At 62.3% G+C, this 11,917-nt stretch carries 10 protein-coding genes; all 10 read left to right on the forward strand.

Annotation, left to right across the window (positions count from 1 at the left end; genetic code table 11):
* Positions 1–29 precede the first annotated feature (29 nt).
* The 10 genes from AC1VNY_RS21415 to AC1VNY_RS21460 all read left to right on the forward strand — a co-directional run bounded on the left by AC1VNY_RS21415 (position 30) and on the right by AC1VNY_RS21460 (position 11,723).
* Positions 30–1,313: an MFS transporter gene (locus AC1VNY_RS21415; protein ID WP_018272710.1), complete on the forward strand. Its 1,284-nt coding sequence runs from the start codon at positions 30–32 to the stop codon at positions 1,311–1,313.
* 128 nt (positions 1,314–1,441) lie between these two features.
* The gene (locus AC1VNY_RS21420; RefSeq protein WP_026193049.1) at positions 1,442–2,635 is read left to right on the forward strand and encodes a pyridoxal-phosphate-dependent aminotransferase family protein; all 1,194 of its coding nucleotides are present in this window, start codon (positions 1,442–1,444) and stop codon (positions 2,633–2,635) included.
* Positions 2,636–2,683: 48 nt separating this feature from the next.
* On the forward strand, positions 2,684–3,481 hold the full coding sequence (locus tag AC1VNY_RS21425) for an enoyl-CoA hydratase/isomerase family protein (protein WP_018272708.1): 798 nt from the start codon (positions 2,684–2,686) through the stop codon (positions 3,479–3,481).
* Between the two features lie 253 nt (positions 3,482–3,734).
* The gene (locus AC1VNY_RS21430; protein WP_370187708.1) at positions 3,735–4,712 is read left to right on the forward strand and encodes a Bug family tripartite tricarboxylate transporter substrate binding protein; all 978 of its coding nucleotides are present in this window, start codon (positions 3,735–3,737) and stop codon (positions 4,710–4,712) included.
* A 227-nt stretch (positions 4,713–4,939) separates the two neighbouring features.
* Positions 4,940–5,815 (forward strand): S-methyl-5'-thioadenosine phosphorylase, encoded by an 876-nt coding sequence (locus AC1VNY_RS21435; protein ID WP_026193047.1) that lies wholly within the window; start codon positions 4,940–4,942, stop codon positions 5,813–5,815.
* Between the two features lie 41 nt (positions 5,816–5,856).
* Positions 5,857–6,957 carry an S-methyl-5-thioribose-1-phosphate isomerase gene (gene mtnA, locus AC1VNY_RS21440; RefSeq protein ID WP_018272705.1) on the forward strand — a complete coding sequence of 367 codons (1,101 nt, stop codon included), beginning with the start codon at positions 5,857–5,859 and terminating at the stop codon, positions 6,955–6,957.
* Positions 6,958–7,033: 76 nt separating this feature from the next.
* The gene (locus AC1VNY_RS21445) at positions 7,034–7,576 is read left to right on the forward strand and encodes a tripartite tricarboxylate transporter TctB family protein (RefSeq protein ID WP_018272704.1); all 543 of its coding nucleotides are present in this window, start codon (positions 7,034–7,036) and stop codon (positions 7,574–7,576) included.
* Positions 7,577–7,592: 16 nt separating this feature from the next.
* Complete coding sequence (locus AC1VNY_RS21450; protein ID WP_018272703.1) at positions 7,593–9,116, forward strand: tripartite tricarboxylate transporter permease; 1,524 nt, start codon at positions 7,593–7,595, stop codon at positions 9,114–9,116.
* A gap of 241 nt (positions 9,117–9,357) precedes the next feature.
* Entirely contained in the window at positions 9,358–10,665 is a 1,308-nt protein-coding gene (locus AC1VNY_RS21455) for a nucleotide sugar dehydrogenase (RefSeq protein WP_018272702.1), read from the forward strand.
* The gene (locus AC1VNY_RS21460; protein ID WP_026193046.1) at positions 10,665–11,723 is read left to right on the forward strand and encodes a Gfo/Idh/MocA family protein; all 1,059 of its coding nucleotides are present in this window, start codon (positions 10,665–10,667) and stop codon (positions 11,721–11,723) included. Before AC1VNY_RS21455 ends, AC1VNY_RS21460 begins: the two co-directional genes overlap by 1 nt.
* Positions 11,724–11,917: the final 194 nt, after the last annotated feature.

Raw genomic sequence — 11,917 nt, forward strand, 5'->3', positions numbered from 1 at the left:
AACAATCGCGGATCGGGGGAGGGGATGATATGAGGCTTCGGTTCAAGGCCACCCATGTCGTTTTGGCCATGCTCTGCGTGATGTACTTCATCACCTATGTGGACCGGGTGAACATCGGCACCGCGGCCGGCGAGATCCAGAAGGAGCTCGGCCTGTCCAACACAGAGGTCGGTCTGGTGTTCTCGGCCTTCGCCTATCCGTACCTGCTGTTCCAGGTGATCGGCGGCTGGGTCGGCGATCGCTTCGGGCCGCGCCAGACCTTGTTCTGGTGCGGCATGATCTGGGCCGCCGCGACCATCATGACCGGCTTTGTCCATGGTCTTGCCGCGCTGTTCGTCGCGCGTTTCGCGCTGGGGTTCGGCGAAGGCGCGACGTTTCCGACCGCGACGCGCGCGATGCAGTACTGGACGCCGGCGAACCGCCGCGGCTTCGCGCAAGGCCTGACGCATTCATTCGCGCGGCTCGGCAATGCCATCACCCCGCCGGTGGTCGCGCTCCTGATCCTCTGGCTGACCTGGCGCGGCGCGTTCGTCGTGCTCGGCGTTGTCAGCCTGATCTGGGGCGTCGCGTGGGTCTGGTACTTCCGCAACGAGCCGAGGGACCATGGCTCGATCACCGCGGCCGAGCTTGCGACATTGCCGCCGCGTCCCCAGGGCGAGCGGCCAAAGGTGCCGTGGGGACCGCTGATGCAGCGGATGTGGCCGGTGACGCTGACCTATTTCTGCTACGGCTGGTGCCTGTGGCTCTATCTCAACTGGCTGCCGCTGTTCTTCAAGAACAACTACAGCCTCGATCTGAAGAACTCGGCGCTCTTCGCATCCGGCGTGTTCTTTGCCGGCGTCGTCGGCGACAGCATCGGCGGCGTCATCTCCGACCGCATCCTCGAGCGCACCGGCAATGTGCGGCTGGCGCGGCTCAGCGTGACGGTCGTGGGCTTCGCCGGCGCGCTGCTGTCGCTGATGCCGATCCTGTTCGTTCACGACATCACGGTGGTGGCGCTCTGCCTGTCGGCCGGCTTCTTCTGTGCCGAGCTCGTGATCGGGCCGATGTGGTCGATCCCGATGGACATCGCGGCGAAATATTCCGGCACCGCCGCGGGGATCATGAACACCGGCTCGGCTTTCGCGGCCATCGTCTCGCCGCTGGTCGCCGGCTTCGTCATCGACGCCACCGGAAACTGGTACCTGCCGTTCCTGATGTCGATGGGCCTCCTGCTGGTCGGTGGCTTCTCGGCGTTCCTGATGCACCCCGAGCGGCCGTTCGAGGAGACCGGCGAACTGGTGGCGCCGGGCAAGGTGGTGGCCGCCGAATAAGGCGCTGCCGGCCCGGCGGAGCGCCGTCAGATATGCATGACGGACCCCCGCCGGGCCTAGGACAAACCCGGCGAATAGTGATATGCGAGCGGCTCACCACGACCAAGACGAGACCGGGAAAGACGCTCATGACCGTGCATACTGGAAGGCATTTTCTGCAGATTCCGGGACCGACCAACGTGCCGGACCGGGTGCTGCGGGCCATGGATATGCCGACCATGGACCATCGCGGTCCCGAGTTTGCCGAGATCGGTTTTGCCGTGCTTTCTGCGATGCAGCGTGTATTCCGGACCAAGCAGCCCGTGATCGTCTACCCGTCGTCGGGGACCGGCGCCTGGGAGGCCGCGATCGTCAACACGCTGCAGCCCGGCGACAAGGTTCTGATGTGCGAGACCGGTCAGTTCGCCGTGCTGTGGCATGGCATTGCCGACAAGTTCAAGCTCGACGTTGATTTCATCGCGGGCGACTGGCGCCACGGCGCCGACCTCGAGCAGATCGAGGCCAGGCTGTCCGCCGACAAGGCGCACAAGATCAAGGCGGTCTGCGTCGTCCATAACGAGACCTCGACCGCCTGCGTCACCTATCCGCGCGACGTCCGCAAGATCCTCGACACGCTGAAGCATCCGGCGCTCTTGATGGTCGACACCATCTCCGGCCTCGGCTCGCTGGAATATGAGCATGATGCCTGGGGCATCGATGTCTCCATCGCCGGCTCCCAGAAGGGGCTGATGCTGCCGCCCGGCCTCGGCTTTAACGCCGTGTCCGAGAAGGCGCTCGCCGTGGCCAAGGCCAATCCGGGCATGCGCTCCTATTGGGATTGGCAGGAAGTCATCAACATCAACAAGGCCGGCACCTGGCCCTATACGCCGGCGACCAACCTCCTGTTCGGCCTGCGTGAGGCCGTGAAGATGCTGGAGGAGGAGGGCATGGAGAACGTCTTCGCCCGCCACAAGCGCCACAGCGAAGCGACTCGCGCGGCGATCAAGGTCTGGGGCCTCGAGACGCAGTGCCAGGAGCAGGGCGCGCACTCGCCGGCGCTGACCGCGGTGCGGGTACCTGACGGCCACGACGCCGACCACTTCCGCAAGGTCGTGCTGGAGAATTTCGACATGTCGCTCGGCACCGGCCTCAACAAGGTCAAGGGCAAGGTGTTCCGGATCGGCCACATCGGGCACTTCAACGACCTGATGCTGATGGGCGCGCTGTCCGGCGTCGAGATGGGCCTTGATCTGGCCAAGGTGCCGCATCGCAGCGGCGGCGTGCTGGCGGCGATGGAGGTCCTGAAGGGCCGCGACGCCGCGCAGTCGAAGGCTGTCGCTTAAAAAGGCTGTCGCCTGAAATCGAATCGCAAACAACAGAAAGAGCGAGACATGAACGCGCCCGTCAGTTCGACCGAAGACCTGATCTACTCCGTCGAGGACGGGATCGCGCGCATCACGTTCAACCGGCCGCAGGCGCGCAATGCGCTGACCTTTGCAATGTACGAGCAGATGGCGGCGATCTGCGAGAACATCAATCAGGATCGCTCCATCAAGGCGGTGATCATGACCGGCGCCGGCGACAAGGCGTTCGCCTCGGGCACCGACATCTCGCAGTTCCGCGCGTTCAAGACGGCGCAGGATGCGCTCGACTATGAGGCGCGGATCGACCGCGTGCTGGGTACGCTCGAGCAGTGCCGTGTGCCCGTGATCGCGGCCATCGCCGGCGCCTGCACCGGCGGCGGCGCTGGCATCGCCGCCTGCTGCGATATCCGGATCGGTACCGAGGCGACGCGGATCGGCTTCCCGATTGCGCGCACGCTCGGCAACTGCCTCTCGATGTCCAACATCTCGCGGCTGGTGTCGCTGATCGGTCCGGCGCGGACCAAGGATCTGATCTTCAAGGCGCGCCTCGTCGAGGCGCCGGAAGCGCTGGCGCTCGGGCTGTTGAACGAAGTCGTCCCCGATGTGGAAACGTTGCAGCGCCGCGCAACCGAGACGGCGAAGCTCGTCGCCGGCCACGCGCCGATCACGCTCGAAGTGACCAAGGAGGCGGTGCGCCGCATCCGCCGCACGCTGTCGCGCGAGGAGGGCGAGGATTTGATCCTGCGCGCCTATATGAGCGAAGATTTCCGCGAGGGCATGGACGCCTTCCTCAACAAGCGCGCGCCCAACTTCAAGGGCAAGTAACGGTCGTCCTGGAATCCTGGCGGAAAGCGCGCTTTTCGCATTGATCCCCGTTGTCAGAAGGCGTGGGCCCGAGACGGACTCCGCGCTGTTTTGATTGTTGGTCCTGAGCGTCCCCACCTCATTCCAAAGTCATAGGCCATGCGGCAGTTCGCGGCTTGAACTCACCTTCATTCTCGGCACAATGACGCGAGCCCGCCACCTCGCAGGTTTTACCAAGCCGAACAAATAGATAGGGAAGAAACACGTGGGACAGATTGTAAAAACCACGGCTGCAATCGCGGCCCTCTTGCTGAGCACGCCGGCCTTTGCCGGCTGGGAGCCGAGCAAGCCGGTCGAAATCGTGGTCGCGGCCGGTGCCGGCGGCGCGTCAGACCAGATGGCGCGCATGATGCAGGCGGCGATCCAGAAGAACAATCTGATGAAGCAGCCGATGGTGGTGTCGCTGAAGGGCGGCGCGTCGGGTGCGGAAGCGCTGATGTACATGAAGTCCAGCGAGGGTGATCCCAACAAGGTGCTGATCGCCTATTCGCTGATCTACATGCTGCCGCTGTCGGCCAAGATTCCGTTCAACTGGCGCGACCTCACCCCGGTGTCGGTGATCGCGCTCGACCAGTTCGTGTTGTGGGACAACGCCTCCGGTCCGAAGACCGTGAAGGAGTTCATCGCTGCCGCGAAGGCGGCGAGCGCGCCGTTCAAGATGGGCGGCACGGGCTCCAAGCGCGAGGATCACGTGCTGACCGTCTTCATGGAGCAGAAGACCGGCGCAAAGTTCTCCTACCTGCCGTACAAGTCCGGCGGCGAGGCCGCGACCCAGCTGGTCGGCGGCCACACCGAGTCCAACGTCAACAATCCCAGCGAGAACCTCGAAGTCTGGCGCGCCGGACAGGTTCGCGCGCTCTGCGTGTTCGACAAGGAGCGCATCTCCTACAAGAGCAAGGTCACCGACACGCAATCCTGGAACGACGTCCCGACCTGCAAGGAAGAGGGGCTCGACGTGCAGTATCTGATGCTGCGCGCGATGTTCCTGCCGGGCAAGGTCACGCAGGAGCAGCAGGCGTTCTATGTCGACCTGTTTCAGAAGGTGACGCAGACGGCTGAATACAAGGACTACATGGAGAAGCAGGCGCTGAAGCCGATCTTCCTCACCGGCAAGGACATGGTCGAGTTCCTCGAGGATGACGACAAGCAGAATGCCTCGCTGATGAATGCGGCAGGGTTCGTCGCAAAATAGCGGATTCGCCGTCATTCCGGGGCGATGCGAAGCAGCGAACCCGGAATCTCGGGATTCTGGGTTCACCCTTCGGGTGCCTGGGCCGGCTGCTTTCCTGTTAGCTTGGAATTGCCTTGCAAGTGGCAGCCGCGCAGTGATTACTGCGCCGCAGTATGGCCGAACGTCCGGCGAGCCCGATCGGGCTGGGTCACCCCTCCGGCGCCGTTGCGGGACCGTGTGGAGCGATCATGACCAAAGCCGTGTTGGGGATCATCGGTGGATCCGGGATCTACGATCTGCCGGGCCTGGAAAACGTCCGCGAGGAGGCGATCACAAGCCCCTGGGGCGAGCCGTCGGCGCCGCTCCGACGCGGCGAGATGGCGGGGCTGCCGATCGTGTTCCTGCCGCGCCACGGCCATGGACACGCCCTGTCGCCGTCCGACATCAACTATCGCGCCAACGTCGATGTGCTGAAGCGGGCAGGGGTCACCGACCTCGTCGCGCTTTCCGCGTGCGGCTCGTTCAAGGAAGAGCTGCCGCCGGGCACGTTTGTATTGGTCGACCAGTTCGTCGATCGCACCCACAAGCGCGAGAGCTCGTTCTTCGGCAAGGGCTGCGTCGCGCATGTCTCGATGGCGCATCCGGTGTCGCCGTTGCTGGCGAGGCATCTGGCGGCTGCTGCCGAGGCCGAAGACATCGCGTTCGCCCGCGGCGGCACCTACCTCTGCATGGAGGGGCCGCAGTTCTCCTCGCTCGCCGAAAGCCTGACCTACAAAGCGCAGGGCTATTCGGTGATCGGCATGACCAACATGCCGGAAGCCAAGCTCGCCCGCGAGGCCGAGGTCTGCTACGCCAGCGTGGCAATGGTCACCGATTTCGATTGCTGGCATCCGGCGCATGATGCCGTGACGGTGCAGGATATCATCCGTGTGCTGAATTCGAACGCCGAGAAAGCAAAGGCGCTGGTCGCGCGGCTGGCGCGGGATTTCCCTCGCGAGCACGAGCCGTGCCCGGTCGGTTCGGATCGGGCACTTGATACCGCGCTGATCACGGCGCCCGCGGCCCGCGATCCGCAGCTGCTGGCCAAGCTCGATGCCGTCGCCGGACGGGTGTTACGGTCGTGAGCAAGTCCTCTAGCGAGCGCGCGACGCGAAGGGCGTAGGACATGAAAGTCGATGGACGACATTTTCGCAGCATCTGGCTCGAGCCCGACGGCTGGTCGGTCGGCGCGATCGATCAGCGCCGGCTGCCGCATGAGTTCATCGTCGCCAAACTCACCACCGCGGACGAGGCCGGCGAGGCGATCCGCTCGATGCTGGTCCGCGGCGCGCCGCTGATCGGCGCCACCGCCGCTTATGGCGTGGCGCTCGCGATGCGCGCCGATGCCTCCGACGCGGCGCTCGAGCGCGCCGGCAGGATGTTGCTGGCGACCCGGCCGACCGCGGTCAATCTGAAATGGGCCGTCGACGAGATGCAGCGCGCGCTGGCGCCGCTCGCGGCTTCGGCCCGCGCCGAGGCGGCCTATGCCCGCGCGCGCGAGATCGCCGATGAGGATGTCGAGATCAACCGCGAGATCGGCCGTCACGGGCTCGGCCTGATCGAGACGATCGCCGCGACCAAGAAGCCGGGCGAGGTGGTGAACGTCCTGACGCATTGCAACGCCGGCTGGCTTGCAACCGTGGATTGGGGAACGGCGACATCGCCGATCTACCAGGCGCATGATCGCGGCATTCCAGTCCATGTCTGGGTCGACGAGACGCGGCCGCGCAATCAGGGCGCTTCGCTCACCGCCTGGGAACTCGGGCACCACGGCGTGCCGCACACCGTGATCCCCGACAACACCGGCGGGCATCTGATGCAGCATCGCATGGTCGATCTCGCGATCGTCGGGACCGATCGCGTCGCCGCCAATGGCGACGTCTGCAACAAGATCGGGACCTATCTGAAAGCGCTCGCGGCCCACGACAACAGCGTGCCGTTCTATGTTGCGCTGCCGTCGCCAACCATCGACTTTAGTATTGATGACGGCGTCAGGCAGATTCCGATCGAGCAGCGCGCGGCCGCCGAGGTGACGCACCTCACGGGACGCACGGCGGATGGCCGGATCGAGACCGTGCGCGTGGTTCCGGACGGCTCGTCGGTTGCCAATTTCGGCTTCGACGTGACGCCGGCGCGGCTTGTGACCGGATTGATCACCGAGCGCGGCGTTCTCAAGCCGGAGCGTGCTGCACTTGCGAGCGCCTTTCCCGAACGTTCCACCGTTTAACTGAAGGCTGCATTGACGGTGGTTGCATCAGCACGCTATCCCAATCGTTGCCCTCGCAACCCAGACCGTCTCATCCATGTCCAATACCGAACTTGAGATCGTCGTCGACGATCCGACCGCACCTGAAGATAACTCGCCGGCGATCGTCAGTACCGGCGTCGTCGACGTCGTCGTGTCGCTGCTGTTGCTTGCGCTCGCCGTGGTGCTCGGCTGGGACAATTGGCGCACCGGCGCGTCGTGGGACTCGACCGGTCCGCAGCCGGGCTATTTTCCGTTCTACCTCTCGGTCATCCTCGGCGGCGCCAGCCTCTATGGCCTGGGTGCGGCCTTCGTCTCGCGCCAGGAGGCTGCCGAGACCTTTGTCACCCGCGCCCAGCTTCGCCGGGTGATGGCGGTGTTCGTGCCGACATTGCTGTTCTGCCTCGCCACCCAATATCTCGGCCTCTATGTCGCGAGCTTTCTCTTGATCGCTGGCTTCATGCGCCTCGTCGGCAAGATCGCGCTGTGGAAGTCGCTGCTGACCGCCTTCGTCTTCACAGCCGCGATGTTCATAACGTTCGACGTCGCGTTCGACGTCATCATGCCAAAGGGGCCGCTCGAAGCGGCTCTCGGCCGCTAGCGAACCGAGTCGAACCATGGAAGCTTTCGGTCTCCTGCTGCACGGCTTTGCCGTCCTATTGACGTGGAAGACGCTGCTGTTGATGATGGTCGGCCTCGTGCTCGGCATCTTCGTCGGCGTGCTGCCCGGGCTCGGCGGCCCCAACGGCGTCGCGATCCTGCTGCCGCTGACCTTCACGATGGACCCGACATCGGCCATCGTGATGCTGTCGTGCATCTACTGGGGCGCGCTGTTCGGCGGCGCCATCACCTCGATCCTGTTCAATATTCCGGGCGAAGCCTGGTCGGTCGCGACCACGTTCGACGGCTATCCGATGGCGCAACAGGGCAGGGCGGCCGAAGCGCTCACCGCGGCGTTCACCTCCTCCTTCGTCGGTTCGCTGGTCGCGGTGCTGCTGATCACCTTCCTGGCGCCGATGATCTCGTCGTTTGCGCTGAGGTTCGGCCCGCCGGAATTCTTCGCCGTCTATCTCCTGACCTTCTGTTCCTTCGTTGGCCTCGGCCGCGAGGCCAAGCACAAGACGGTCATCTCGATGTCGCTCGGGCTGCTGCTCGCCGGCGTCGGCATGGATACGGTGTCCGGGCAATTGCGCATGACGTTCGGCTCCGCGGAGCTTCTGCGCGGCATCAACTTCCTCGTCGCTGTCATCGGCCTGTTCGGCATCAGCGAGATCCTGCTCACGATGGAGGAGCGCCTCGCGCTGCGCGGACACGCCGCCGGCATCAGCCTGCGCGCCGTGCTCTCGGTGTGGAAGGACCTGCCGAAATACTGGGTGACGCTGCTGCGCTCGTCGGTGATCGGCTGCTGGCTCGGCATCACGCCGGGCGGCGCGATCGCGGCCTCCTTCATGGGCTACAACCTCGCCAAGCGCTTCGCCAAGGATCAGGAGAGCTTTGGCAAAGGCCGGATCGAGGGCGTGTTCGCGCCGGAGACCGCCGCGCATGCCTCGGGCACCTCGGCGCTGTTGCCGATGCTGGCGCTCGGCATTCCCGGTTCGGGGACCGCTGCGATCCTGCTCGGCGGCCTGATGGTATGGGGCCTCAACCCGGGGCCGCTGCTGTTCGTCGAGCACAAGGATTTCGTCTGGGGCCTGATCGCCTCGATGTATCTCGGCAATGTCGTCGGCCTGGTGCTGGTGCTGACCACGGTGCCGATCTTCGCCTCGATCCTGCGCGTGCCGTTCGCGGCCGTAGCCCCGATGATCGTGGTGTCCTGCGCGATCGGCGCCTATGCGATCCAGAACGCGATGTTCGATATCTGGCTGATGCTGGGCTTCGGCGTCGTCGGCTACGTCTTCAAGAAGATCGGGATCCCGCTCGCGCCGTTCACCCTGGCATTGGTGCTCGGCAACCGCGCCGAGGATGCGTTCCGCCTCTCGATGATCGGCTCCGGCGGCGACATGAAGGTGTTCTGGTCGAACGGCCTGGTCGGCACCATCACGACGCTGGCGATTGTACTACTGTTCTGGCCTATAATTGATAGCGCGGTCGCTGCCGTGGCGCAGTTGCGGCTGCGACGGTTCCGGCGACCGTCTAGCTGAAGGCGAGAGTTGAGGCCTGGGTTTTCGCGAGATGTGGTCGGCTGCAGGATATCTCCCAAACCGGCGGCCTATCACCTGCTCTCCTGGACACTTGACCAAAAAATGAGTTGTAACGGGCCTGTTTCGTGTCCTAATTTTGTTGCCCTGTGGGACTGCCGACGTTACTAAGCCATGCATAGCGGATCGCGATCGCGCGTACGGCTGAATCTCTCAGCCGAGAGCTTGATGAGGATGTTAACCGGTGTTGGCCGCGCTTTTGGAAAAAATCAGATCACGAGACTCTATAGTCGGCATTGTTGGTCTGGGCTATGTGGGGCTACCACTCCTCCTTCGCTTCAGCGAAGTGGGATTTAGGGTAATTGGTTTCGATATCGACAAACTGAAGGTTGATGCTCTTAATGCTGGCCACAGTTACATTGAGCATATTCCTGCCGATCGTATCGCTCAGGTGCGCACAAGGGGTTTTGAGGCCACGACAGATTTTTCACGCGCAGGTGAGGCCGACGTACTGATCCTGTGCGTGCCGACGCCTCTCAACAAGTATCGTGAGCCAGATCTCAGCTTTGTGATTCAGACCACGGACACGCTCGTGCCGTACTTGCGGAAGGGCCAGCTGTTGTCACTTGAAAGCACGACCTATCCTGGAACGACTGATGAAGAGTTGGCGCCGCGAGTGCAGTCGTGTGGACTGACCATCGGGCAAGACGTCTTCCTAGTCTATTCACCCGAGCGCGAAGATCCAGGAAACGCGACGTTTTCAACCCAGACGATACCAAAGATATGCGGTGGCGTTACCAAGCATTGTCTAGACGTTGGGATGGCGCTGTACGGGCAGGTGATTGACCGTGTCGTTCCGGTTAGTTCGACGCGCGCGGCAGAACTAACGAAACTCCTCGAGAACATCCATCGTGCGGTCAACATCGGTCTCGTCAACGAGATGAAGATCGTCGCCGACAAGATGGGAATCGATATTCACGAAGTAATTCGTGCTGCCGCAACGAAACCATTTGGATTCGTGCCCTACTATCCGGGTCCGGGGCTAGGAGGACACTGTATTCCCATCGACCCATTTTACCTAACTTGGAAGGCGCGTGAATACGGTGTGAATACTCGCTTCATAGAGCTTGCGGGCGAGGTGAACGCGGCGATGCCGGACTATGTCATCACCAAGGTAGTGACAGCTCTCAATAAGGTCCGCAAATCTTTGAACGGCGCATCCGTACTGGTGTTGGGAATTGCTTACAAGAAAAATGTCGATGACATGCGGGAATCTCCCGCAGTGGTTTTGATGGAGAAGCTACAGGATTTGGGAGCTAAGGTTGCTTACAGCGATCCCCACGTGGCAGTTTTTCCGAGGCTTCGTCACCATACATATTTCGATTTATCGAGTGTGTCGCTAACGCCAGACACCATCGCATCATTTGATTGTATTGTGCTGGCCACTGACCACGATCGGTTTGACTATGCGATGATCAGAGATCACGCATCTATCATCGTCGACACGCGTGGCAAGTACCTCGATGCAGCGGACAATATTGTGAAGTCATGATGAAGAAACTTTCGCCAGTAGTCGATGGCAAGGTACGCTTTGCGCTAGTCGGATGCGGTCGTATCGCCCAAAATCACTTCGCTGCCATTCAGCAGCATGCCAACTCAGCAGAGATTGTCGACGTGTGCGACGTTGATCCCAATGCTCTCGAAGCGGCAGGCAAGCTAACAGGCGCACAAAAGTGGACGGATCTGGGTGCCATGCTCACGTCCACAACCGCGCACGCCGTGGTGCTGGCTACGCCGAGCGGCCTACACAGTCAGCAAGCAACGGCCATCGCCGCCACCGGCCGTCACGTTATCACCGAGAAACCGATGGCTACGCGTTGGCGCGATGGCCTTGCAATGGTAGAAGCGTGCGATAAGGCAGGTGTACACCTTTTCGTCGTGAAGCAAAATCGGCGCAATGCAACTCTGCAATTGCTAAAACGTTCGCTCGATCAGGGACGTTTCGGTCGAATCTATATGGTCAATATCAACGTATTCTGGACACGCCCGCAGGAATATTACGACAGCGCGAAATGGCGTGGGACCTGGGAGTTCGACGGTGGTGCCTTTATGAATCAGGCCAGTCACTATGTCGATCTCCTGGATTGGATGATCGGGCCTATTGAAAGCCTACAAGCTTATACCGCGACACTGGCGAGGTCTATCGAAGTGGAAGACAGTGGTGTCGTTTCAATTCGCTGGCGCTCCGGCGCTCTCGGCTCAATGAACGTCACCATGCTGACCTACCCTAAGAACCTTGAGGGTTCCATTACAATTCTCGGAGAGCGTGGGACTGTTCGTATCGGCGGCGTTGCCGTTAACCAGATCCTCCACTGGGAGTTTGCGCAGCAAAGCGATGACGACAAGGAGATCGCTAACGCAAGCTATCACACCACGTCCGTCTATGGATTCGGTCACCCTCTCTACTACGCGAATGTGGTCGACGTTCTGCGAGGAAAGGCAGACCCCGAGACGGATGGCCGGGAAGGTCTTCGTTCTCTTGAGGTCCTGACTGCGATTTATCGTTCAGCGCGCGATGGACGACGTGTTCATCTTCCGCTCGACGTTTAACGTGTTCTTGGACTAGAAACTGCGGCCCTCACGGGCAACGTCCGCCAGTCCGCTCGCTGCTTTACGAATTTAGGCAGACGCTTGGCGGCTTTGTGGATGCTGCTGCGATTGCAGCAAAAGAGCGGATAGGAGCAACTCAAGACGTCGGGCCGCTGACTCGCCTGTTGACCTGATACGCTGATGCAGGCATCAGG

Source organism: Bradyrhizobium ferriligni (genome assembly GCF_056837965.1).

What these genes read in the sequence shown, in the direction of transcription:
- AC1VNY_RS21420 (WP_026193049.1), top strand. Translation starts at nt 1,442, where the DNA reads ATGACCGTGCATACTGGAAGGCATTTTCTGCAGATTCCGGGACCGACC.
- AC1VNY_RS21415 (WP_018272710.1), top strand. Translation starts at nt 30, where the DNA reads ATGAGGCTTCGGTTCAAGGCCACCCATGTCGTTTTGGCCATGCTCTGC.
- AC1VNY_RS21460 (WP_026193046.1), top strand. Translation starts at nt 10,665, where the DNA reads ATGAAGAAACTTTCGCCAGTAGTCGATGGCAAGGTACGCTTTGCGCTA.
- AC1VNY_RS21445 (WP_018272704.1), top strand. Translation starts at nt 7,034, where the DNA reads ATGTCCAATACCGAACTTGAGATCGTCGTCGACGATCCGACCGCACCT.
- AC1VNY_RS21425 (WP_018272708.1), top strand. Translation starts at nt 2,684, where the DNA reads ATGAACGCGCCCGTCAGTTCGACCGAAGACCTGATCTACTCCGTCGAG.
- AC1VNY_RS21435 (WP_026193047.1), top strand. Translation starts at nt 4,940, where the DNA reads ATGACCAAAGCCGTGTTGGGGATCATCGGTGGATCCGGGATCTACGAT.
- AC1VNY_RS21450 (WP_018272703.1), top strand. Translation starts at nt 7,593, where the DNA reads ATGGAAGCTTTCGGTCTCCTGCTGCACGGCTTTGCCGTCCTATTGACG.
- mtnA (WP_018272705.1), top strand. Translation starts at nt 5,857, where the DNA reads ATGAAAGTCGATGGACGACATTTTCGCAGCATCTGGCTCGAGCCCGAC.